The organism is Streptomyces sp. NPDC002643 (assembly GCF_053592555.1).
Genome location: NZ_JBSFVY010000011.1, coordinates 85,855 through 108,970, shown reverse-complemented (window position 1 = coordinate 108,970; position 23,116 = coordinate 85,855). Strand labels below are relative to the sequence as shown.

General features: G+C 67.6%; 16 protein-coding genes. 9 read left to right on the top strand and 7 right to left on the bottom strand.

All coding sequences use genetic code 11. The features are described 5' to 3' along the window. Positions 1 to 31 precede the first annotated feature (31 nt). Positions 32 to 1,237 carry an FAD-dependent monooxygenase gene (locus ACWD4G_RS18510; RefSeq protein WP_451294584.1) on the bottom strand — a complete coding sequence of 402 codons (1,206 nt, stop codon included), beginning with the start codon at positions 1,235 to 1,237 and terminating at the stop codon, positions 32 to 34. 117 nt (positions 1,238 to 1,354) lie between these two features. Between ACWD4G_RS18510 and ACWD4G_RS18505 the strand changes: the two genes are divergently transcribed. The 6 genes from ACWD4G_RS18505 (at position 1,355) to ACWD4G_RS18480 (ending at position 7,506) form a co-directional block, all read left to right on the top strand. Then, complete coding sequence (locus tag ACWD4G_RS18505; RefSeq protein WP_451294582.1) at positions 1,355 to 2,275, top strand: LysR family transcriptional regulator; 921 nt, start codon at positions 1,355 to 1,357, stop codon at positions 2,273 to 2,275. A gap of 412 nt (positions 2,276 to 2,687) precedes the next feature. Continuing rightward, positions 2,688 to 3,980, top strand: coding sequence for an NAD(P)/FAD-dependent oxidoreductase (locus ACWD4G_RS18500; RefSeq protein ID WP_451294580.1), 1,293 nt, complete (start codon positions 2,688 to 2,690; stop codon positions 3,978 to 3,980). Beyond that, on the top strand, positions 3,977 to 4,873 hold the full coding sequence (locus ACWD4G_RS18495; protein WP_451294578.1) for an intradiol ring-cleavage dioxygenase: 897 nt from the start codon (positions 3,977 to 3,979) through the stop codon (positions 4,871 to 4,873). Before ACWD4G_RS18500 ends, ACWD4G_RS18495 begins: the two co-directional genes overlap by 4 nt. Beyond that, on the top strand, positions 4,870 to 6,069 hold the full coding sequence (locus tag ACWD4G_RS18490; protein ID WP_451294576.1) for a thiolase family protein: 1,200 nt from the start codon (positions 4,870 to 4,872) through the stop codon (positions 6,067 to 6,069). Before ACWD4G_RS18495 ends, ACWD4G_RS18490 begins: the two co-directional genes overlap by 4 nt. A gap of 67 nt (positions 6,070 to 6,136) precedes the next feature. Beyond that, positions 6,137 to 6,832: a 3-oxoacid CoA-transferase subunit A gene (locus tag ACWD4G_RS18485; RefSeq protein ID WP_451294574.1), complete on the top strand. Its 696-nt coding sequence runs from the start codon at positions 6,137 to 6,139 to the stop codon at positions 6,830 to 6,832. Further along, positions 6,829 to 7,506 (top strand): 3-oxoacid CoA-transferase subunit B, encoded by a 678-nt coding sequence (locus ACWD4G_RS18480; protein WP_451294572.1) that lies wholly within the window; start codon positions 6,829 to 6,831, stop codon positions 7,504 to 7,506. Before ACWD4G_RS18485 ends, ACWD4G_RS18480 begins: the two co-directional genes overlap by 4 nt. Before the next feature lie 10 nt (positions 7,507 to 7,516). Here ACWD4G_RS18480 and ACWD4G_RS18475 read toward each other — a convergent pair whose 3' ends face one another. The 6 genes from ACWD4G_RS18475 to ACWD4G_RS18450 form a co-directional block, all read right to left on the bottom strand. Next, a complete protein-coding gene (locus ACWD4G_RS18475; RefSeq protein WP_451294570.1) occupies positions 7,517 to 9,838 on the bottom strand; it encodes an ATP-binding protein in 2,322 nt (773 codons plus the stop codon). A 206-nt stretch (positions 9,839 to 10,044) separates the two neighbouring features. After that, on the bottom strand, positions 10,045 to 10,989 hold the full coding sequence (locus tag ACWD4G_RS18470) for a LysR family transcriptional regulator (protein ID WP_451294568.1): 945 nt from the start codon (positions 10,987 to 10,989) through the stop codon (positions 10,045 to 10,047). Positions 10,990 to 11,397: 408 nt separating this feature from the next. Then, a complete protein-coding gene (locus tag ACWD4G_RS18465; RefSeq protein ID WP_451294566.1) occupies positions 11,398 to 12,369 on the bottom strand; it encodes an MBL fold metallo-hydrolase in 972 nt (323 codons plus the stop codon). A 478-nt stretch (positions 12,370 to 12,847) separates the two neighbouring features. Continuing rightward, positions 12,848 to 13,750 carry a LysR family transcriptional regulator gene (locus ACWD4G_RS18460; RefSeq protein ID WP_451294564.1) on the bottom strand — a complete coding sequence of 301 codons (903 nt, stop codon included), beginning with the start codon at positions 13,748 to 13,750 and terminating at the stop codon, positions 12,848 to 12,850. A 246-nt stretch (positions 13,751 to 13,996) separates the two neighbouring features. Then, positions 13,997 to 15,676, bottom strand: coding sequence for an FAD-dependent oxidoreductase (locus ACWD4G_RS18455; RefSeq protein ID WP_451294562.1), 1,680 nt, complete (start codon positions 15,674 to 15,676; stop codon positions 13,997 to 13,999). Positions 15,677 to 15,823: 147 nt separating this feature from the next. Next, complete coding sequence (locus ACWD4G_RS18450; protein ID WP_451294560.1) at positions 15,824 to 17,959, bottom strand: molybdopterin-containing oxidoreductase family protein; 2,136 nt, start codon at positions 17,957 to 17,959, stop codon at positions 15,824 to 15,826. Positions 17,960 to 19,540: 1,581 nt separating this feature from the next. Between ACWD4G_RS18450 and ACWD4G_RS18445 the strand changes: the two genes are divergently transcribed. From ACWD4G_RS18445 to folP, 3 genes are all read left to right on the top strand, one after another. Then, positions 19,541 to 19,720, top strand: coding sequence for a hypothetical protein (locus ACWD4G_RS18445; RefSeq protein ID WP_451294558.1), 180 nt, complete (start codon positions 19,541 to 19,543; stop codon positions 19,718 to 19,720). A gap of 514 nt (positions 19,721 to 20,234) precedes the next feature. Beyond that, positions 20,235 to 21,050 carry an NAD(P)-dependent oxidoreductase gene (locus ACWD4G_RS18440; RefSeq protein WP_451294556.1) on the top strand — a complete coding sequence of 272 codons (816 nt, stop codon included), beginning with the start codon at positions 20,235 to 20,237 and terminating at the stop codon, positions 21,048 to 21,050. A gap of 434 nt (positions 21,051 to 21,484) precedes the next feature. Beyond that, a complete protein-coding gene (gene folP, locus ACWD4G_RS18435) occupies positions 21,485 to 22,330 on the top strand; it encodes a dihydropteroate synthase (RefSeq protein WP_451294554.1) in 846 nt (281 codons plus the stop codon). Positions 22,331 to 23,116: the final 786 nt, after the last annotated feature.

Below are 23,116 nucleotides of genomic sequence, written 5' to 3'. Positions count from 1 at the left end.
GCCGAATCCTTCGTTCATCGCCACACCGCGTTCAGACGGCGAGCAGGGACGGGGTCTCCAACGTCTTCGTGAAGTACAGGCGCTCCGCGGCGAACTCGCGGTCGCGGGACATCCGCCGGAAGACCTCAAGGTCCTGGTCGAGCTTGACCGGATCGGAGGAGTGGAAGAGCAGTCGCTTGTTCGCGGCAGCCCGCGGACTCGCCTTTTCCAGGAACGCGCGGCGGCGGACATCCGCATAGACGTCGAGAACGCTCTCGTCGGCACGCCCTTGAACCACCGCGCCGAGGGCCTCGTTCAGGACGTACGAATCGAACAGACCCATCGTCAGTCCGAGTCCGCCGGCCGGATTGGTGGCGTGCGCCGCGTCGCCGGCGAGCAGCACCCGCCCCGCACGGTAGGAGGACGCACTGCGCTGATGCATCCGGTAGGGCGAGATCGCGACGAGTTCCGTGGCCTTCGCGGCGTCCTCCCCGAACACGTTGGCGAGGAATCGCGGAAGACGCTCGGCCGCGGACTCCGCGGGCAGCGCGTCGTCCTCCATGTAGGTGTAGCGCCAGAGGCCGTGTTCGCCCGACTCGTCGATCTTGGCGATGATCGCACCGTAGACGTCGTCGACGTAGAACGTCGACTGCGCCCAGCCCGGGCGGTCGTCGGGGAAGCGGACGTTCGTCGCCACGAACCGTTCGGGCCATGTCATGCCGTCGAAGCCGAGCCCGGTCTCACCACGTACCTTGGACCCGGCGCCGTCCGCGCCGATGAGCCATGCGGCACGCAGAACCTTGTCGCCGCCTGCGGCGCGGACCGTGACCTCGACGCCTTCGGAGTCCTGGGTGACCGCGGTGACCTCGTGGTCCCAGAGGACGCGGACGTTCTCGAACGTCTCCAGCCGCCGCAGGATCACCTGCGCCAGCGCGCCCTGTCCGAGGTGCAGGTTGTAGGGATGCCGCACTATCCCGTCGAGCGCCTTGAGCCCGTACTCGATGATCTCGCCGGTCCGGTGAACGCGGTAGGCGTAGTCCTGTTTCAGGAACCCGGCCCGGCTCGCATCGTCGAGGAGATCCAGACGGGCCAGGCCGCCGAGTGTCGCCCAGTGATAGACGATCGCCCGCGGGGAATCCTGCAGGCCCGGCGCCCGCTCGATCACGGTGACGACGACACCCTGCTGAGCCAGGCCAAGTGCGTTGAGGAGCCCGGTGGGCCCCGCTCCCACCACGATCACCTGTTGTTCTTCTCCCACCAGTCCTCCAGCCTCGGAAACCGTCGGTCGACGCCGACCGCGAGCCTCAGGTCACGATGCTGGAGAGCGAGCCATTGGTCCAATGTTGTTGATTGGGCGCACCTATACACTGGATGCATGGATCTCCGCAGCATCAGGTACTTCCTCGCCGTGGCGGACGCCGGGTCCATTACGGAGGCGGCGAAGATCCTGCATCTCTCCCAGCCACCCCTCAGCATGTCCATGGCGAAGCTGGAGACGGAGCTCGGCGTCACCCTGCTGAACCGGATGCCTCGCGGCGTCACGCTGACACCGGCCGGCCGCTACCTGCAGGTCGCCGGCCAGCGCCTCATCGCCGAGGAGCAGCGGCTTTCGGCGACGTTGCGGGCGATCGGCCAAGGGCTCGAGGGAGAGCTGCGCGTCGGGGCCGAGCCCATGGGGCTGTGGCAGGTCGTGAGCACACGGGTCGCATCTTTCCTGGCCGAGCATCCCCGGGTGTCGCTCGAGCTGATGGACGCGACGCCGCAGGTTCAGCTCGAGAACCTTGCCAATGGCTACCTGGACCTCGCCGTGGTTCCCGTTCTGCCCCAGGAGCCGTTGCCGCCCGTCAACGACGTCGCTTTCACGGTGGAGATCGTTGCCACGCTGCCCTTGACCCTGATCGTGCCGCAAAGCTGGAATCTCAGCGTCTCCGAGCCTCTTCCCCTCGCGTCCTTGAGGGACAGGACGTGGATCCTGCCCGGAAGACTGCCAGGTGCGAGAAGCCTCTCCAGGCTCATCGACGACCTCTTCACCACCGCGGGCGGAAGCCCCACGAAGATCATCCCCGTCCCCACGGTGCAGACCGCTGCCACGTTGGTCGCCGCTGGTCTGGGCGTATCGGTGATGAGCGACGAGATGGCCGCGCACCACCCCGGCGTGGACCGGGTCCCTGTTGCCGGGGGCTGGCCCGAGCTGCCACTGGGCCTTGTGCGGAGGCAGGACGGGATCGTGACTCCCATCGCCGAGCGGTTTGCCGCGCTCTTCGCAGCGGACGGGGCCGGCGAGCCGGCCGGCTGAGCCGGAGCCGGGTCACGCCGACAGGAACGCAGGTGGCCCCTTGACCGGGAAACGGGCACGAGCCGCGACGCCCTGTGATCACTGAGAAGGTCAGTGCCCCGTGTGTCACCTCCGCTGCGCCTGGTCATCCGCCACGAAGCTCCGGACCTCGTCCATCAGCGCCTTCGCCGACACCGACGCACCTCTCCGCGCCATCTCCTATGCACCTGGTGAATGAAGCGGCGGAAGATCCCGGCGGTTCACACCATGCGGTCGGCACCGCACGATGGACGCACCCGGATCACGCACCGGAGGAGACCCGTGCCCAACTCCCGCACCGCCGATGACGACCACCTCGACGATGTCGTCGTAGGCCCCTTCCGACCGGGCGCCGCCTCCAGGACAGCGACCGCGACGGGGCAGCGTGGGACGCATGGCTGAGGTGCGCGGGTCGCTGTCCCGGGACGTCGTCATCGTCGGCGCCTCGGTGGCCGGGCTGCACGCGGCTCGAACCGTAGCGGAGGTCTCACCGGAGCTCTCGGTCATGGTGATCGGCGAAGAGGTGCGGCCGCGGTACGACCGGCCGCCACCGTCGAGGACAGCTCTCACCCGGCCAACGGACCTCGACGCGACGACCCTGCGTTCGTTGGGGAGGCTTCGGGACGAAGGCGTGGACCTGCGCCTGGGCACCCGCGCGGTCGGCCTCGACATCGAATGCCGGGAACTTCATCTCGGGAAGGGCACCGTCTCGTACGGAGCGCTTGTGCTCGCCTGCGGCAGCGAGTCCGTTGTTCCGGCGCTCCTGGCCGATCGGCCGAAGGTCGTCACACTCGGGCGGCGGGAGGACTTTGTGTCGCTTCGTGCCGCGCTGGCCGACACTTCGGCATCCGTCGCCGTCGTCGGAGCGGGCTTCGCCGGCGGTGAGGTGGCATCGGCTCTCGCACGGAGCGGCCGCGCCGTCTCACTGATCGATGTCTCTCCTCAGCCCCTGGGCCGATTCGGTGCGTTCGTCGCGGAGTCGTACACCGCCCTGCACGAGGAGGCGGGGGTGGCACAGTACTTCGGCGACGGGGTCGTCGACGTCCTGGAGGCCGGGCGTGACCGGTTCCTGCGGTTGAGCAGCGGAGCGGTAGTGCCGGCCGACGTGATCGTCGTCGGTGACAGGGGCCGGCCCTCGACCGGATGGCTGACGTCGTCCGGGCTCACCCTCCGCAACGGCATCGTCTGCGACGCGGAGTTGAGGGCGCGCGAAGGCGTCTTCGCGGCCGGCGACGTCGCCCGTTGGTCCAATCCGCGCTACGGCACCCACATGCGCGGGGAGCATTGGACGAACGCGGCCGAACAGGGCCGCATCGCCGGGCTGAACGCGGCGAGATCCGTCGATGGTGGGAGCACCGAGAGCTGCGCCACCGTTCCCTACCTCTGCTCAGATCAACACGGTGTGCGGATACAGTTCGCCGGTTTCCTCAGCGGGGACGAGAGAACTCTCGCCCGACGGACCGCCGACGGCTCGATCATCCTTTACGGCCGCGAGGACCAACTGGTTGGTGTACTCGCGTTCGAGCACCGCTCCCTGTTCGTCGAGCTGCGCACGCTGCTGACGGACACGGTGACGTGGGACGCGGCCATGGAACTCGTCGGAGCCGCGATCAGCACCGGCCAGGACGAGCCGCGCGACCCGCGTCTTCGACGTACCTCACCCAAGCAAGGAAGCGAGACCCGATGACGTCCACCCACGAGCTCTCCGTCGAGCAGCGCGCCCGCGAGGACGCCCTCGTCCAGCGCGTGCTGAGCTCCTTCGACAACTGCGAGAACCCCCGGCTCGACCAGATCATGCGCTCGCTCGTCGGGCATCTGCACGCCTTCGTGCGCGAGGTCCGGCTCACCGAGGCGGAGTGGTCGGCGGGCATAGAGTTCCTCACCGCCGCGGGCCACATCACCACCGACACCCGCCAGGAGTTCATCCTGCTCTCCGACGTGCTGGGCGCCTCGATGCAGACCATCGCCATCAACAACGAGGCGTACGGCGACGCCACGGAGGCCACCGTCTTCGGACCCTTCTTCGTCGAGGACTCGCCGCGCATCGACCACGGCGGCGACATCGCGTTCGGTGCCAAGGGACAGCCATGCTGGGTCGAGGGAACCGTCACCGACTCCGACGGCAACCCCGTGCCTCACGCGCGCCTCGAAGTATGGGAGGCCGACGACGACGGCTTCTATGACGTGCAGTACGACGACGACCGCGTGGCCGGGCGTGCCCATCTGTTCACCGACGAGGACGGCGGCTACCGCTTCTGGGCGGTCACGCCCACGCCGTACCCGATCCCGCACGACGGACCCGTTGGCCGGATGCTCGCCGCCGTCGGCCGGTCGCCCATGCGCGCCTCGCACCTGCACTTCATGGTGACCGCGCCGGGCACGCGCCGGCTGGTGACGCACATCTTCGTACGCGGTGACGAACTGCTCGGATCGGACAGCGTCTTCGGGGTGAAGGATTCGCTGGTCAAGGACTTCGTACGGCAGCCGGCGGGCACCCCGACCCCTGACGGCCGTCCGCTGGACGGCGACTGGACGCGGGTCAGGTTCGACATCGTCCTCGCCCCCGCCGAGGCGTCATGAGCGCGTTCGTCTACTCGACCGTACGGACGCCCTTCGGGCGGTTCAACGGCGCGCTCGCGGGCGAGCGGCCCGACGACCTGGCCGCGCACGTGATCGAGCACCTGCTCGCCAGGACCTCCGCCCTCGACCCGGCCCTCATCGACGAGGTCGTGTGGGGCAACGCCAACGGCGCGGGTGAGGAGAACCGCAACGTCGGCCGCATGGCCGCTCTTCTCGCGGGCGTCCCCGTCTCGGTGCCGGGCACCACCGTGAACCGGCTCTGCGGTTCCTCGCTCGACGCCGCCATGATCGGCTCGCGTGCCATCGAGACCGGCGACGCCACGATCGTGCTCACCGGCGGCGTCGAGTCGATGACCCGCGCGCCGTGGGTGCTCCCCAAGCCCGGCCGCGCCTACCCCGTCGGCGACGCGACCCTGGTCTCCACCACACTGGGCTGGCGGCTGGTCAATCCTCGGATGCCGAAGGAATGGACCGTCAGCCTCGGCGAGGCGAACGAACAGCTCCAGGAGAAGTACGGCATTTCACGGGAACGGCAGGACGAATTCGCGGTCCGCTCGCACACACTCGCCGCGCGGGCCTGGGACGAGGGCTTCTACGACGACCTCGTCGTTCCGGTGGACGGGCAGGAACTCCTCCGGGACGAGGGAATTCGGCCTGGCACCACCGTGGAGAAACTCGCGGCACTCAAGCCGAGTTTCCGGCCCGACGGGACGATCACCGCCGGCAACGCCTCGCCCCTGAGCGACGGCGCCTCAGCCGTGCTCCTCGGCTGCGAGTCCGCGGCAGCACAGATCGGTCTCGACCCGGTCGCCCGGATCGCCGGCCGCGGCGCGCACGCGCTTGAGCCGCAGGCGTTCGGCTACGCCCCGGTCGAGGCCGCCAACGTCGCCTTGAAGCGGGCCGGCGTCACCTGGGACCAGGTCGGTGCCGTCGAGCTCAACGAGGCGTTCGCGGTGCAGTCGTTGGTCTGTGTCGACGCGTGGCTGCGGCAGGGCCTGCGCGAACCGGAGTTGGTCAACGCCAAGGGCGGTGCGATAGCCCTCGGCCACCCCCTCGGCGCCAGCGGCGGCCGGATCCTCGGCACCCTCGCCAAGGTGCTGCGTGAGCGGGGCGAGCGCTGGGGCGTCGCCGCGATCTGTATCGGCGTCGGCCAGGGGCTGGCGGTCGTGCTGGAGAACCTGGAGACCACGAAGTGAGAAAGCAAGCAGGTCCGCGAGGAGCCCGTGGAGCCTCCCGGTCCCACGGACGGAAGAGAGCGCGGACATGAGCAGAGCACAGGTGCTGACGACCGTCGACGAGGCGGCCGCCGGGATCGAGGACGGCTCGACCGTGCTGGTCGGCGGCTTCGGGTTGGCCGGCATGCCCTTCGATCTCGTGGACGGGCTGATCCGGCACGGGGCCAAGGACCTCACGGTCGTGTCCAACAACGCCGGCAACGGCGAGGTCGGCCTCGCCGCACTGCTCGCGGCGGGCTTGGTACGAAAGGTGATCTGCTCCTTCCCGCGCCAGGTCGACTCCTACGTCTTCGACGAGCTCTACCGCGCGGGGAGGGTCGAGCTGGAGGTCGTCCCGCAGGGCACCCTCGCCGAGCGGATACGCGCGGCCGGCGCCGGCATCGGCGCCTTCTTCTGTCCCACCGGTGCGGGCACACCACTCGCCGAGGGCAAGGAGGTCCGGGAGATCGACGGCCGGATCCATGTCCTGGAGTACCCCATCAAGGGCGACGTCGCGCTCATCAGCGCCCACCGTGCCGACGAGATGGGAAATCTGGTCTACCGCAAGACGGCCCGCAACTTCGGCCCGATCATGGCCACCGCCGCCACCACGACGATCGTCCAGGTGAGCGAGGTCGTGCCGGTCGGCACGCTGGACCCGGAGGCCGTCGTCACCCCGGGCATCTACGTCGACCGGATCGTCCCGGTCGAGGCCCGCCACTACACCGTCCAGGGGGCACGATGACGATCACCCACGGTTCGAGGACCGTCGAGCACACTGACCGCGCACCGCTGACCGTCGACGAACTGGCGGCCCTGGTGGCTCGCGACATCCCCGCCGGTTCCTACGTCAACCTGGGCATCGGCAGGCCCACCAAAGTGGCGGACCACCTTCCCGAGAAGCTGGGCATCGTGCTGCACACCGAGAACGGCATGCTCGGCATGGGCCCCGCCGCCACCGGTGACCATGTCGACGCCGACCTCACCAACGCCGGCAAGGTCCCCGTCACCGAGCTCCCCGGCGCGGCGTACTTCCACCACGCCGACTCCTTCGCGATGATGCGCGGCGGCCATCTCGACGTCTGTGTGCTGGGGGCGTACCAGGTCTCCGCCACCGGAGACCTGGCCAACTGGCACACCGGCGAGCCCGACGCCATCCCCGCGGTCGGCGGTGCCATGGACCTCGCGACCGGGGCAAAGGACGTCTACGTGATGATGACGCTCTTCACGACGTCCGGCGCGCCGAAGCTGGTGCCCGAGTGCACCTACCCGCTCACCGGTGTCGGCTGCGTCAGCCGGCTCTACACCGACCTCGCCGTCTTCGAGCTCGGTCCTTCCGGCGCCAGGGTGCGGGAAACGTACGGCATCTCCACTGCCGAACTTCGCACCCGACTCGACCTACCGCTGATGCTGGACTAGCCCGGCAGCTTCACTTCTTGCCCTCGAGCGCCTGGGCCGCCCATACGCCCGCCTCGGTTCGCGAGCGGAATCCGAGCTTGGCCAGGATGTGTTCGACATGGACCTCGACCGTCCTCGGGGAGAGCACGAGCTTGGTGGCGATGGAACGATTGCTGAGGCCCTCCGCGAGGAGCAACGCGACCTCCCTCTCCCTCGGAGTGAGCAGATCGGACGCTGGCACCGCGTCCTCCTGATCACTGCAAATGGCGGCGGCTCCGCCGAGTGCGAGGCTCCTGCGCCGGCCGGGTTCCAGACGCCGCCCGCTCTCGTGCAGACGTTGGAACGTGCTCTCCCCGAGCCGGCCCTGGACGGCGCGTGTGATCGCCTCGTAGCGCGCGCCCACCAGAGGCCCGAGAGCCTGGGTCTCGAGCGAGGTCCACAGCGCGGAGGCGACTCCCAGCAGTTGAGCCGCCTTCTTGGGGTCGCCGTTGTCGAGGGCTATGCCGGCCATCAGGTTGACGACGAGTGCTGTGCCGAGGTCGTCCCGGAAGCCGAGTTTGAGTTCGAGGCTCTCCTCGGCCAACTCACCGGCGACGGTCAGGTCCTGCCGTGTCCATGCGTCGAAGGCCAGCACCCACAAAGCGTAGGAGCGGCCCCACGTCTCGCCCAGGCTCTCACTCCGTACGACGGCTTCCCGACAGGCCTCCGACGCCCCCTGGTGGTCTCCCAGCGCGCTCCTGAGGAACCCGAGCAGGAACAGCGTCATCATCAGCCCTTCCGCGTCCGACAGAGCCGTATGCCCTGCGCGGGCCACGTCGAAGGCTTCCCGGGCAGTCTGGATGTCCCCCGACGTCATGGCGTACTGGCCGGTCCACGTGGCAATGTGCGCGGCCAGTCTCGGGTCCCCGGTCTTGCGCGCGATCTCGTCGGCCTTCCTCAGGAAGCCCTCAGCACTGGGCAGTTCACCGAGGAGCGATGCGACGGACGCCGCCGCCCAGAGTGCGTTGCCGAGTTCGAGGGAATCGGTCGGGTCCGTCGCCAGTGCCCTTTCCAGCCACTGTCGGCCTTCGCGGAGATGGCCGGTGATCCAGTAGAAGCGAAGACTTGACGCGAGCTCCAGCGCGTCACGGGAGCGGTCCGGGTCCTGGAGGAGCCCGTTGAATGCCAGTTCGAGGTTGGTGAAATCCGACTCCAACCGCTGCAGGGAATCGGCCTGGCCGAGGCCGAAGAAGTCCTTCGCCGTCTGTGTCGCCCAGGCCCGGTAGTGCTCCACGTGCGCGTTTCGAGCGTGGACGTAGTCATCGCTCCCCCGGGCGCGCTCCAGGGCGAACTCCCTCAGCGTCTCAAGGAGCCGGTAGCGCATTTCTCCCCGGGTGAGCTCAGGGAGGAGGATCGATTTGGACACCAGGCCGTCGAGCGCGTCGAGGAGTTCAGTGCCTTCCAGGGGCGGAAACCCGCACACGGCTTGGATCCCCGCGAGATCGGGGCTGCCGCTGAACGCAGCCAGCCTCGCCCAGAGCAGCTGCTCCTCCGGGGAGCATAGGTCGTAGCTCCACCGCACCAGCGCGTCGAGCGAGTGGTGGTGCGGTGTCGCGGTGGGGTCGCCACGATTCAGGAGCGCGAATCGATCGTTGATGCGGTCCAGGAGCTCGTTGACCGGCAGGGACCTCAGTCTCGCCGCGGCCAGCTCGATGGCCAGCGGCATCCCGTCCAGGCGGGCGACCAGTTCCGCGACCGACGACATCTCGTGCTCGGTGATCTCGAACTGGGCGTTGACGGCCTTGGCTCGTGCTTCGAGCATCGCCACGGCCGGATAGTCACGCAGCTCGCCCACGGTGATGTCCCGGCTCTTCGGAGGTACCGGAAGAGGACGGACGACGATCACCCGCTCACCCCTGATCCCCAGCGGCTCTCTGCTGGTGGTCAGCACACGCAGCTCGCCGGAGGCGGTGAGCAAGGTCGAGACGAGTTGTCGGCATCCGGGGAGTACGTGCTCGCAGTTGTCCAGGACCAGGAGCATCGAGCGGCCGGCCGTATGACGGCGGAGTTGTTCCTCGGCGTCCATGGTCGGTGCCGCACTCAGTCCGAGGTTCGTCGCCACCGTTTCCGCGATGCTGTGCGGGCTCCGCTGGGCGCCCAGCTCGACGAACCACACCCCGTCCGGGAACGCCCGTTCGAGGTTGGTCGCCATCGCGGAAGCCAACGAGGTCTTGCCCACCCCGCCGGGGCCGGTGAGCGTCACGAGGCGGCTGGAAGAGAACAGGTCACGGGCAGTGGCGAGCTCGCCTTCGCGCCCGAACAGATCGGTCGAAGGGGTCGCCGACGGTCGAGAGGGGACTGCGTGCCTGCTCATGGAGGCCATTCTCCGCCGCCGCGCCACCTGGGCAAACCCATCTGCGCCTACCGGCCACCGCCCTGCGCCCCATCCGTTGCACAGGACGCCGGATGCCGCCGACCACTCGCGTCGGCGGCATCCGGCCCTACCGGATCGAGAGGCGGAACCACCCCGGCGTCTCGCTCCGGACGGTGGATCCCAAGCTGACCTGCACGGATCAGGGGTTACCCGCTTGCTGCAAGCACTCCGCCCGGAGCTCCCTCGCCCGGCGGCAGCTCCGCCTGCGGCGCACGCTGCGCGCTCCTTGAGACGAACCTCAGGAAGCGTCGCGCGGCCTGCCCGCTCGGGCCGCCCCGCCGGGTGACCGCCCCGTAGTGGCGGAAAGCGGGGTCACTGAACGGAATGCTGGGGAGCGGGGGTCCCGGGGTGTGCCCTGGCCTTGATGCGGGCACGACAGCCACACCCATTCCCGCCGCCACCAGAGCGCGGAGGGTGGAGAGTTCTGTCACCTCGATCGCGACACGGGGACTGAACCCCGCCTCTCGGCACAGGCGGTCCGTTACCTGGCGCAGGCCGAACCCGGCCCCGAGTGCGACCATCGGCTCGTGCGCCAGGTCGGCGAGCGCCACATGGTCGCGGCCCTCGAAGGCATGCCCCGGAGGAACATCGAGGCACAGTTGCTCCCGCCCGAGCGGAAACCAGTCCAGGTCGTCCGCGGCCGGCTCGGGAGCGACAAAGCCGATGTCGATGTTCCCTCGGCGTACGTCGTCGACAACGGTGTCACAGGCACCACCGCACAGCTCGAAGGACGTACTCGGCGCGTGCTTGCGGTAGCGGCTCAGGAGGTCAGGTATCAGCCAACCACCGAATGAATGTACGAATCCGAGCGACACCGAGCCTCGATCCGGATCGACCAGGGTGGCGATCCGTTCCTCGCCTCTGTCGATCTCGTCCATGGCCCGCAGAGCGTGGGCCCGAAAGATCTCCCCGTACTTGTTGAGCCGCAGCCCGCTCCGGTGGCGGTCGAAAAGCTTCACGCCCAGCTTGCGCTCAAGCCGGGCCAACGCCCGTGACAGCGTCGGCTGGCTGATGTTCAAACGCAATGAGGCTTCCGTCATGTGCTCGACCTCGGCCAAGACGGTGAACCATTCGAGTTCGCGCAGTTGCATGGTTACCCTCCATAACCAGACGTGGCGGCACCAGACATGACACTGCGCCCCTGCATGACCGCGAACGCGGTCTCGGCGGCCCGTCGGACTGCCCACGGCAGTCCCTCTCCACGGCTATCGGAGTCCCAGCCGATCATCGTGGTCACATCATTTCTGCATGAGTGCCTGTAGATGCACTCCACGCTCCGCCCTCCGGTTGCCATCCACATTCGGATGAACACGTATCCACTACGTAGTTCGGGGAACTACGTAGTCCGCTCCGCTCCCGGGGTGCGAACCGCCGGTTACCGCTGGTGAACACCGGGGCCACCCGTGCGTCGTCCCGCTTGTCCACAGGGCCCGGCGTGCGCCACGGCTCGGGCCACGGGTTTCGGCGGTATTCCTGTCAGACCGGGCCTGAAAGCTGCTTCAGCGCCAGGTGCGGGCTTCGGCCGGCACGTCGCCGATGGTGAGCACCGACCCCGCGGTGATGATCTCGAAGGCGTCCGGGACGAGATCGGAGACGGCCTTCTTGAGCCGGAATCCGCTGCAGTGCATGGGGGCGACCAGCTGCGGGGCGTAGGCCGCGAGCGCCTTGGCGGTGTTCTCGATCCGATTGGCGCTGATGCCGGGGTGCCCGGTGTGGAACCCGCCAAGGACGCCGTAGAGCGTGTCGGTGCCTGAGAGGGCCCGCATGTGTTCGATCGAGCTGACGACGCCACGGTGCCCGCACGGGTCGATGACGATCAGCCCGAGGCCCTCGACGTCGATACCGAGCACCTGGTGGTCGTTGATGTCGTCCACCTCGACACGGCCGTCCGCGTGGACACACAGCCGCCCGGCGGGGGCTTCGGACTCGAAGTCGGCGGTGGTCCGCATCTCGCCCGAGGTGAACAGGCCCGGCCCGAGGGGGAGGGAGTCACGCGCCTCCATGAGGTGCCCGCCGGCCTGCCGGATCCCCTCTCGCGTCAGCCCGATGTTGATCATCGGCAGAGTGGTGTGCGGTTTGACGATCATCCGTGGGTCGAACGCGTCAGGATGAACGATCACCGGGGTCGGATGGCCGATCGCCTCCAGTACGCCGTTGATGCCGCCGAAGTGATCGGGGTGGCCGTGGCTGAGCACCACAGCCTCCACCTCCCGCAGGTCCACCCCGAGTCGGTGCGCGTTGTGCAGGACCACGTCGGCGGTCAGCCCGGCGTCGAACAGGATCGTCGTGGAGCCCGCCTCGGTGAACGTCTCCACGAGAAAGCACAGCCCGTTCTCGGCGAGCAGTTCGCCGTACCGGGAGTTGAAGTGCTGATCCATGTTGTAGCGGCGAACGCGGGGCGTGGAGGGCAGCAGGATGTCGATGAAGTTCTCGTCGAGAACGGTGATGCGGGCTCCGGCGCAACGTGTCATGGTGTCACCTCTCTGTGGTCATGGACGGGCTGCTGGAACGATGACGACCCGGCCGGGAACCTGGTCCGCCACCGCGGAGCAGGCCTTGTGGCCGTCGTCGGACCGACGATGCCTTCGCCAACACCGGCATCGCCCCGGACGCCTCCTACGAGGTTGCCGACCACGTGATCACCGCTGATCTCGTCTGCAACCAGCTCGGCGTCACCCTGCACCGCCCCGGGTCGCACGGAAGCTCGATGGTGATGGGCAGCCGGGAGTTGGCGGCGTCGGGAACGGCCCGTCCCGCCGGGCGCAGCTGGACATTGCCGACGGCGAAGTCCTCGAACCGCCGGCCCTCCGAACCGTTCACCGCCGGGGCGGCGTCACCCGAAACTGTTGTCCTCGCCGATGGCCCTGCCCATATGCGAGGCGAGGCTGTCCGCCGGAACATCCTCCAGTGCGGTGGGCGACATCTGAATAGGCAGGATCTTCACCATGCCTATGCGTGGGGCGCATCAGGATGCACCGTGCTGCTTCGCACGAACCTCACGAAGCGCCGTGCGGCGTGTCCGCTCGGGCCACCCCGCCGAGTCACCGCTCCGTAGTGGCGGACGGCGCTCGGCTCGCTGAGAGCGACGGCAAGGATCGTGGGCGCCGGCCGGTTCCCGGGCTGCGGCGCGGGCACTACGGCCACTCCGATCCCCGCTGCCACGAGCGAGTAGACGGTGGACAACTCGGTTGCCTCGATCTCGATCCGTTGGGTGATCCCCGCTTCTCGGAACAGGCGGTCCGTGACCTGGCGCATGCCGTACCCGACCTTGAGTGCCACCATCGGCTCGTCCACCAGGTCGGCAACCGCGACCATGTCGCGGCCCGCGAGGGCATGGCCGGGTGGAACCCCGAGGCACAGTTCCTCGCGACCCAGCGGTATCCAGTCCAGGTCGTCCGCGACGGGCTCGGGTGCCACAAAGCCGACGTCGACGCGGCCTTGGCGCACGTCGTTCACCACGGCGTCAGAGGCTTCACCGCGCAGTTCGAAGGACGCGCTCGGGGCGCGAGTGCGATATCGGTTGAGCAGGTCGGGGACCAGCCATCCGCCGAAGGAGTGCACGAATCCGAGCGAGACCAGCCCTTGCTCCGGATCGACCAGGGTGGCGATCCGCTCTTCGCCTCGGACGATCTCGTTCATGGCCCGCACAGCATGGGCCTGGAAGATCTCGCCGTACTTGTTGAGCCGCAAGCGGTTCTGGTGACGATCGAAGAGCTTCACCCCGAGCTTGCGCTCGATTCGGGCCAGGGCTCGAGACAGGGTCGGCTGGCTGATGTTCAGACGCAGGGAAGCGGCCGTCATGTTCTCGGTCTCGGCCAGGACGGTGAACCACTCGAGTTCGCGCAGTTGCATGACCTACTTATTCATATAACGCATAGGGAACCTGAAGGTCGGTCAGTTCTCATCGCCCAGGCCGTGCCACACATCGGCTCCATGGAGCTTCATGCCATTCCTGCCAGGTGGTTGTCGTGGTTCTGAACCTCTCCGGAAATCCAGCTCGGACGCGTACCGCCCGACCGGGCCCGAACCACCACTCGCTGCCCTGGAAAGCCGCCCACTCATCACCACAACCGACCTGACGACCAGACAAACCTTCCGTCAGGTCTCGCCACGGGCGGCGGCGAGCATGCTCCCGACGGTGATCAGCTTGGTGCGGAGGCGGCCCGCGGTTCTGCCTTCGGCGCGCTCGGTCTTGTCGATACGCTGCCAGCCTCGGTAGTCGACGACGTCGAGCGCGCGCTCGGCGATGAGCCGGTCCATGCCTTCCCGGTCGCCGGGGTCGTTGAGCCGCCCGGCGGCGAAGTCGTCGGTCAGCATCCTGACGGTCTCCGCGGAGCAGTACTTGTTGGTGCCGATCACTCCCGTGGGTCCGCGCTTGATCCAGCCGGCCACGTACACGCCGGGCACGCGGGTGCCGGTCTCCGGATCAATCACCCGCCCGTTCTCGTTGGGGACGACCCCGCGCCGGTCGTCGAAGAGCAGCCCGGTCATCGGTTGCCCGCGGTAGCCGATCGAACGCAGCACCAGGCCGGTGCGCAGCGTCGTGGTGGTGTCGGACGGTTCGGCGCTGAGCCTGCCGGACGCATCCGCGACCATTTCGTTCCTGGCGACGCGCACGGATTCGACGGCGTCGGTGCCGAGAATCTCGACCGGCGACGTGAGGAAGCGCAGAACAATCCGCTTGTTCGCCGGATCGGGGCTACGCCGGGCGAGGTCAGCGACCTGCTTCACCTTGTGGCGTTGCGACGGCTCCGCCTCCTCGCCGTCGATGAACGCGCGACTGGCGGCGTCGAGCACCGCTTCTTCCGGGTCGACGACGATGTCGACGTTCGGTATGTGGCCAAGTGCCAGGAGTTCGGAGTTGGAGTAGGCCGCCTGGGCGGGGCCCCGGCGGCCGAGAACGACGACCTCCCGGATGTTGCTCACCCGCAGAGCCTCAAGCGCGTGGTCCGCGAGATCCGTCTTGGCCAGGACCTCCGGATCAGTGACGAGGATGCGGGCCACGTCGAGTGCCACGTTGCCGTTGCCGACGATGACGGCCCGCTCACCCGACAGGTCGAACGTCCGGTCGGCGTAGTCAGGGTGGCCGTTGTACCAGCCCACGAACTCGGTGGCGGCGTGGCTGCCGGCGAGATCCTCACCAGGAATGCCCAGCGCGCGGTCGCCGGCCGCGCCTACCGCGTAGATGACGGCGTGGTGGTGTGCGAGCAGTTCCTCGTGGCTCACCTGTCGGCCCACTTCCACGTTGAAGTGGCAGCGCACCGTGGGCTTGCCGAGAACCGCGTCGAACTGGTCCGTGACGCCCTTGGTGCCCGGATGGTCCGGTGCGACGCCCGCGCGCACCAGCCCGTACGGGGTGGGCAGACGGTCGAAGATGTCGACCTCGACGTGCGGGTTCGCGGTGAGTTCCATTGCGGCATAGCAGGCGGCCGGACCGGACCCGACGATCGCGACGTGGAGGGTGCCAAGGGTCTCATCGATCTGCGGGCGCTTGACAGGCTCCGGCCAGTCGGGGCCGATGGGGTGTTTGGTGTAGTACTCCGCATTGATGTCGAGGTAGGGCTTGTCTACCTCGTCGAGGTCCTTCTCCCATTGAATCGCCTCCACCGGGCACTCCTCGGCGCAAGCCCCACAGTCGGTGCAGGCGACTGGGTCTATATACAGCATTTCCGTTGTCACAAAAGGCTTCTCGTCCGGCGTGGGGTGGATGCAGTTGACCGGACAGACATTGACGCACGCAGCATCGTTGCAGCACGGCTGTGTGATCACATAAGCCACGATTCTCCCTCTCCAACAATGGGTGTCCGCTGCGCGCAACCGTCCCCGGGCGGGTAGCAGGCCAGACTGCGTCAGGTCGCTGGTGGTGGACCGGCTGCACGTCATGTTCGGCTCGCCGCGTGACGAGGAACCGCCATGCGGCGTCCGTCACTTGTGCGGTTCGAGTCGAACCGGAATGGCGGAGAAGCGCGGCATCGCGTTGATCGGCTCGATGTGGTTGTCGCTACTGACCAGCAGGTTCGTTGAGGAGCCGACCTCCTCGTAGTCCTGGTCCTCGTCCGGCATGCCTCCCCACGAGTGAGTCATCGACACCACACCGGGCTTGACGGTGGCATCGCTTTCCACGATCGCGGGGATGCGGCCGTTCTCCGACACAATGGAGATCTTGTCGCCGTCGCTCAATCCGTGACGGGCGAGGTCGTCCGGATGGATCCAGGCAGGGTTGTAGGGGGTGTGCGATCGGATCGAGGGGGATCCCTGCAGCACGGAGTTGACGACGTTGCGCATGCGCCGGCTGATGAGGCGATGGGTGAACCGCGTGCCGTCCGCCGCGACGTCGCCGTCGACTGGTTCCGCCGCGACGTCCCGCACATCGGCGACGACATCAGCGGGCGCCACTTCGAACCGCGCTGCGGCAGCCTCTGGTCGACCGGGCCCCACAGTGGCATCGATCGCGTAGACCCGGCCGCTCGGCGAGGCCTTCAGCTCGTCCAGCGGAACCTGGGCGTGCCGCGTCAGTATGTCGATCAGCTCGTCGGTGGTGGGTGCGCGGTCGAAGCCGAGCGAGACACCGGCGTAGGCAAGGGGCTTGCCCAGCCGCTTCGCCAGTGCCCAGAACGGATACCAGTCGTCCACGACGTCCGCGCCATGTGGTGGCTTCACTATGGCCGGCGTGTACTGCGAGAACGGTTCGAGAAACGGCGCCGGAAAGGCGTACGTGATGTCGGCGTGCTCGTACTGGGTGGTGGTCGGGAGAATGTAGTGCGCGTACTTCGAGGTGGCGGTCATGAACGGGTCTATCGACACCAGAAGTTCCAGCGATCTGAAGGCGCGGACCGTCTTCCGCACATCCGGGAGCGCCGCAACGGGGTTGCCGGCGGCGACGATCATCCCTTTGATCTGCCCCTTGCCCGGGGTGAGTATCTCGTCGGCCATCGCACCGCTGAGCATTTCACCGAGGATGCGTCCGGTGCCGCGGACGCGACTCTTCGGTCCGGTTTCCCACGATCGTCTCGGCGGAACGACTTCCGCCCGGACCTCAGGCCGGGGCCCGAGCGGGTGAACGCTCCAGACGCGATCACCCTCCTGGAGATATCGACCGCACAACACGTTCAGGCATTCGTAGAGGTGTTCCGAGAGGTTACTGCGTGCGGCCATGTCCGGTCCGGTCCCGGTGCTCGCCACGCCCTTCCTGGATTCGAGCGCGAACATCCGCGCGGCGCGGTAGAGATCGGCGGCCGACACGTCGGCGCGTTTCTCGACGTAGTCCGGCGTGAATGGTGCCACGGCGGTGCGCAGTTCCTCCAGGCCACTGACGTGAAGGCGGCAGAACTCCCGGTCCTCCCAACCCTCGGACAGGATGATGCGGAGCAATCCCGCCGCGACGGTCGGATCCTCTCCGGGGTGCGGTTGGAGGTGTAGGTCGGCCTGGGCGGCCAGCTCGGTCCGTCGTGGATCAATAACGATCATGCGCAGGCCTCGCGCCTTCGCCGCTCGGAGCTGGAGCGCCGGATTCGAAGCGATGCTGCCGAGCGAGAGGCCGAGTGAGACCGGCAGGTTCGTACCGGCCCACAGCCACAGGTCGGCGTCATGGAAGCGCGGCTTTCCCGCTGCCCACGTGCCCATCCGGTCAGCGCACACCACCTTGGCGGACTGGTCGATCGTCAGGGTCGAGAAGAAGGACGTCGATCCGATCGCGTCCATCCAGGCGGGCAGCATGTGGAAGGGCGCGGCTCTCGAGAAGTGCGGCGTGCCTCGGTAGCACGCCATCGCGTCCGGGCCGTCGCGACGGATGATGGTGTCGACGCGTGCCGCGATCTCGTCGAGAGCCTGCTCGCTGTCGATGGGTTGGAAGCTACCGTCGGCCTGGCGCTTGAGCGGGTGCAGCAGCCGCCTGTCGCCGTTCTCCACGTCGCCCTTGCGGCCCTTGACACAGATGTAACCGCGAGAGAGCGGACTCTGCCGGTCGCCGACCACTTTGACGAGGCGTTCGTCGTCGTCAATCGTGAGCCGTACGCCGCACGTACCGGGGCACGTCCGGCAGAATGAGACCGCTTCGCGCATGATCCGTCCTTTCCTTACAAGAACACCGGCAGCGAGGGGTCCGATCCCTGATCTGTCGACGCTGTGCTGGGCAATCGATGTGAATCGTCAAGTGAATCGGCGTCAGCGTGCTCGTGAAGCGCCGGCCGGCCCCCTGGAATCCCATCCGCCCGGCGGTGCCGTTGGTGAGTGAGAAGCCGAGCTCATTTGACGTCACCAGGCTGACCGTGCCCGTCCATGACCTCTTGGGTCAGACTTGGCCGCGCACGAGGCGGGGAGTGTTTCGGGGGCAGCGCGCCACCAAGGGGCGTTGGCCCCGGCGCGTTCCGCACAGCAGTGGATCTTCCCATCGCCGCGGCCGGTAGTGGTGCGCTCGATGAGCAGGACCTTCGTCGACGGCGCCGACCGGCTCACGACGCACGATCATCGATCCCGGCGGGCTCGTCCGCACCTCCTCTGGCGGGGAGTTCTCGATCACGTCGGCGTACATGCTCGTGAGCGCGGGCGGCTCCCCACCGTTCGTTCGGCATGTGCGAGACCCTGATGGACATGCCGTTCTCCTGACCGCCCAGGACGGAAGCGTCCTCGGCGCACGCCTCGTGCGTCGGCGAACCGGCGCATCGTCCCAGCGCGCTCAGTCGCCGGCGTGCGGCTCCAGTGACCGTGACCATGTACGTGCCACGCGGTTAGGAGGCGTCGCTGTCCTCGTCTGCCGGCGCCCAGGGCCGCGGTGCCGAGGAGCTCTCCGGTGGCGGCCCCGTTCGCCCGGTTGGTCCGGCCGCTGCGAGCATCGACCCGTTTCCCGTCGATGAGCAAGCGCTGACGGTCATGGTCTCCGTGTCGCTCGACGGTGAGAGACATGCGTTCTCCTGGATGGGCCGCGGGTAGGGACAAATGTTCCGGGGGCCGACGGTCGTTTCCGTTGGCGCCAGCATGCGGATTCGCCTGGTGACGTGTAAAGACCAGGAACTTCACCAGGAATTTCATGCCGGTGATGCACAGAACGCATGAACCCCGTTCCCGAAGAGGTCCGAGGAGCAGGCCATGGTGGCCTGCACGGCCACCTCCGATTCCCGAGGAGTTCACCTCCTGCCACCTCAACTCGTCGGTCGCGTCGAAGAGGAAGGCCGTCAGGCCGAACCAGGTACGCCGTGTTCCTAGGCCTTGACGTCGGCTGGGACGAAACCCATGCCCGAGGAACAAACACCACGCCTGCGGTCTCGCCCCGGACGGGAAGAGGCTGGACACTGCGGCACCAGTCGGCTGAGCGTCGATGAGGTTCGTCGATCAACGCAGCACGTCGGTCCACACCCTGCCCTCCGGGGTCTGCGACGGGGAAAGGGTGGAGTGAACTTCACCGGGCCGTAGCCGCGCGACCGAGAAACCCCTCCTCCACGGCCTCCAAATCGTGGACGGAACCCCTCCGAGAACTGGGTCATGCGCTTACTGCATCACCGGCATGAAGTTCTTGGTGAAGTCCCTGGTCTTTACACGTGACCTGAGTAATCCGCATGCTGGCGTGGTTTGGATCGCTGGGAGATGTCGGAGACGACATTCATCAAACCCCGCGGCGGTTATGGGAGAGGCATTATGACAAAGTCGATGAGCGCCACTGCGGCAGATATCGACAACCCGGATACCGAGTTGGTGGGCCGTGCCACGAGTCTGGTTCCGCTGATCCGCGAGCACGCGGCGCAGGTCCATCTGCTGCTGCCCATGCGGTACGGCGGCCACAAGACAACGTCAGTGGTTCGGCAGCACCTGGCGAAACAAGCACCATGATCCACCTGCGCCCCGAACCCCACATCCCCCGGGGCCCGGGGACCGACTCAAGACCCACTTCACAGACGTCCGACGCCTCCCGCCCGGGACACCCGACTGCCGGTCCGCCTGACCGGCCCCGGCGTCAAAGACCCCAGCATCTACCCCGCTCCGCACCGGCCGGGAACGACTCGAAAACCCCACCGAGCTCTTCCCCCTCCCCGGCCGGACACCACGGGCCAAAGCGCTCAGCGAAACGCTCGTGCCGCACGCACACCCCACCGCCGAGCCGCAGGTCCTTCCTTCCACAGAGCAGGACAGCGGTCACCGCCGCTCCCTCTCCCTGTAGCGGGCCGGCGGAAACGCGAGCACCAAGATCACCCCAGAGCCGCCACTCACTTTCGTGATGCCCGCGGCACCGGCCTTGCCTGACGACGCAGGCGACGGGCGATGCCGGCTCGCATTGATTCCGAGGCAGCTGCGACTCGCAACTGCTCATTGCCCACCGCAAGTTGATCGACTCTGAAGGAGCCGCATGAAAATCGCAGTGATCGGCCACACCGGAATGGGCGGCGAAGCCATAACCAACACCCTTGTCGAACGCGGCCATGAGGTTGTCGGGCTCTCCACTCACGGCGAAAAGATCCCGTCGCGCCCCGGCCTCACCAGCCGCACGCTCGACATCTTCGACAGCGAGGCCTTGACCGAGGCGCTCCGCGGACAGGATGTCGTCGTGTCCGCTTTTGCCGGCGGCCACACGATGGACCCGGCCGTCTTCTACCGTCACACGGAAGGGACCCGTCGCGTCATCAAGTCGTTCCGAGACGCGGGAGCCGGCTACCTCCTCTATGTCGGCGGGGCGGTCAGCCTGTACGTCAAACCCGGCGTGCAGATGTTCGACGACGGGCGTTTTCCGCACTGGTACTTCGGAACGGCACCTGCGGTCTTCCTCCACTGGCTCGGGGACATCACCGGGCAGGAGTTCTTCCACGAGGCCGCGGCCCGACGTGAGCGAGGCGAAATCGGAGAGTACGAACTCGACCCCGCCGTCGAGGAGTACACAAAAGCCTGGGCCAACGTGCCGCTGCCGGAGGCGTGCCGCTTGACCCTGGAGCTGTTCGCAGGACGCACCGACTTCACGTGGAGCTTCCTGTCGCCGCCGTGGCTCTACCGCCCCGGAAAGGGCAGTGGCACCTACCAGGTCGGCGTCGACTACATGATCTTCCGCGAGGGCGGCAGGCCGTCCGGCATCAACCTTCCCGACCTGGCCCTGGCAGTTGCCGACGAAGTCGAGAACCGCCTTCTCGTGCACAAGCACTGGACCGTGGCCGGCGATCAGGACGACAACTGAGCCCTGGCCGCTGCGTACCACTTCTCGATCAAACGCTCGAGGCCGCCTGCACAGCAGGCGGCCCGACACCCTCCACCGGATTCAAGTCCGCTGCACAGAAGGGATGTTGAACGATGGTGAGCCAGTCATGTGCGGTGGCATACACGCGCATCCTGGCGGCCCGGTGGTTGGCACGACCCCGACCGATTCAGCCTCACCCACGGCCCTTCGGGCCACGTCGGCTGCGGCGTGGGCCTGCACCAGTGCATCGGCCAGCACGTGGGTCCGGTTGGAGGCACCTGAATGGGCAGGCGATGCTGCGTTCCCTCGGGTTGACCTGGAGGCAGGCGTAAGTGGATTTCGCAACCCAAAGCCAGCACACCCGTCAGACATCTGCGAGTGTGCCGCCGGGTGTCGGACTCGCGGGTACCCGCAGGGCCGTCGGCAGCGCGAGGATGGCACTGCCCGGTCTGATCCCCTCACACGGCACCGTGATCGTGGGGGTACTGAACGTCACCCCGGATTCCTTCAGCGACGGGGCGCGCTATGTGGAGACCGGCCGCGCTGTTAAGCACGCCCACGAACTGGCCCAAGCGGGCGCCGACATCATCGACATCGGCGGCGAGTCCACTCGGCCTGGCGCGGACCCAGTCGATCCGCGCCTGGAGGCGGAGAGGATCATGCCGGTCGTCGCCGCTGTCGCCGCAGCAGGCATCACGGTGTCAGTGGACACGATGCACGCCACGACGGCGCGTGCCGCGCTCCAGGCAGGTGCGCGCATCGTCAACGACGTCTCCGGCGGCCTGACCGACCCCGACATGCACGCTGTCGTGGCCGAGTCCGGCGCCCAGTACATCGTCGGTCACCTGCGCGGCACGCCCAAGACCATGAACGACCACTCACACTACGACGAGGTCACCGCGGAACTCGTCGCCGAGCTCTCGCAGCGCATCTTGGCAGCGCGCACCGCGGGGATAGATCCAAGCCGGATCGTCGTCGATCCCGGGCTCGGCTTCGCAAAGACGGCCGAGCACAACTGGATGCTCCTACGAAACCTGCCCGCATTGACTGCTCTTGGCTACCCACTGATGGTGGGGGCCTCCCGAAAGCGCTTCCTCGCCTCGCTTCTGCCCTCCGGAGCGGCTATGGCCGACCGCGACCTGCCGACGGCACTGCTCAGCGCTCTCCTGGCCGACAGGGGTGTGAACGCCCTCCGTGTGCACAATGTGGCCGCGACAAGGATCGCGCTCGACATAGTGCACTTCCTCGCGAGGCGAGAGGCTCAACCCCACAGCCTTTGATGAGGGGGCACGAGGCGACACAGCCGCAGCAGCATTCACGCGACTTGGCTCCCGCAGCTGCGAAGGCCGGGGTCCGGAATCAAGTGCTACCCAGCGCATGCGACTCAAGCCCATGCCGTCGGCTAGGAAACCGACGCCATTCGCCGAGCACGCTGGACGCGCGGCTCCGGATGGAGTGCGGTGGTTCCTGGCCTGCTCGACCTGGCTCGTGTTCCACGAGGCGCTGATGGTAGCCGCCGCCCGCGGCGCCTTTCGCAGAGCTGGATGGGCGGCGGCCTGTGCGAGCCAGCGTGTTCCGGCCCACGCCCCCACCGCACCGCGCGCCTCCAGCAGGTCAGTCTCGTCTGCCGGGACAGCAACCAAGTGCCCGATGGACCCGCTGGAGCCCGCCTAGGGCGAAGATCCGGACCATTCACGGGCCAACGACCCGCACCCCACCGCAACTCCGGCTGATTTCGCTGGTCAGCGAGGTGTGACCGGTGTGCCACCAGCAGAGGAAGAACATGCTGGGCGCTCTGCGCAGGACGCAGCACATGTGACTCCCAAAGAAACCCAACCCGGTTCCGGCCGATATCGCTCCGCCCGACAGGGGGTACACGCCGGACAATACTTTCGAGTGCGTCCAAGGCTTCCCGACCCGCTGTCCGCCGCCTTCCGACTACACCTCACACCAACCGATCGCCCAATATGTCCCGTCTGTCAACCTGTCGGTTAGACGGGGCGGACGATACGCAGGCACAGATTCGACCCGGATTCGACCCGGACAGTTTGTTCAGCGAGTAAACA

Excerpts from the sequence above, each read along its gene's own strand:
- ACWD4G_RS18505 (WP_451294582.1), top strand. The coding sequence starts at position 1,355 with ATGGATCTCCGCAGCATCAGGTACTTCCTCGCCGTGGCGGACGCCGGG.
- ACWD4G_RS18500 (WP_451294580.1), top strand. The coding sequence starts at position 2,688 with ATGGCTGAGGTGCGCGGGTCGCTGTCCCGGGACGTCGTCATCGTCGGC.
- ACWD4G_RS18495 (WP_451294578.1), top strand. The coding sequence starts at position 3,977 with ATGACGTCCACCCACGAGCTCTCCGTCGAGCAGCGCGCCCGCGAGGAC.
- ACWD4G_RS18490 (WP_451294576.1), top strand. The coding sequence starts at position 4,870 with ATGAGCGCGTTCGTCTACTCGACCGTACGGACGCCCTTCGGGCGGTTC.
- ACWD4G_RS18485 (WP_451294574.1), top strand. The coding sequence starts at position 6,137 with ATGAGCAGAGCACAGGTGCTGACGACCGTCGACGAGGCGGCCGCCGGG.
- ACWD4G_RS18480 (WP_451294572.1), top strand. The coding sequence starts at position 6,829 with ATGACGATCACCCACGGTTCGAGGACCGTCGAGCACACTGACCGCGCA.
- ACWD4G_RS18475 (WP_451294570.1), bottom strand. The coding sequence starts at position 9,838 with ATGAGCAGGCACGCAGTCCCCTCTCGACCGTCGGCGACCCCTTCGACC.
- ACWD4G_RS18470 (WP_451294568.1), bottom strand. The coding sequence starts at position 10,989 with ATGCAACTGCGCGAACTCGAATGGTTCACCGTCTTGGCCGAGGTCGAG.
- ACWD4G_RS18465 (WP_451294566.1), bottom strand. The coding sequence starts at position 12,369 with ATGACACGTTGCGCCGGAGCCCGCATCACCGTTCTCGACGAGAACTTC.
- ACWD4G_RS18460 (WP_451294564.1), bottom strand. The coding sequence starts at position 13,750 with ATGCAACTGCGCGAACTCGAGTGGTTCACCGTCCTGGCCGAGACCGAG.
- ACWD4G_RS18450 (WP_451294560.1), bottom strand. The coding sequence starts at position 17,959 with ATGCGCGAAGCGGTCTCATTCTGCCGGACGTGCCCCGGTACGTGCGGC.
- ACWD4G_RS18445 (WP_451294558.1), top strand. The coding sequence starts at position 19,541 with ATGAGCGCCACTGCGGCAGATATCGACAACCCGGATACCGAGTTGGTG.
- ACWD4G_RS18440 (WP_451294556.1), top strand. The coding sequence starts at position 20,235 with ATGAAAATCGCAGTGATCGGCCACACCGGAATGGGCGGCGAAGCCATA.
- folP (WP_451294554.1), top strand. The coding sequence starts at position 21,485 with ATGGCACTGCCCGGTCTGATCCCCTCACACGGCACCGTGATCGTGGGG.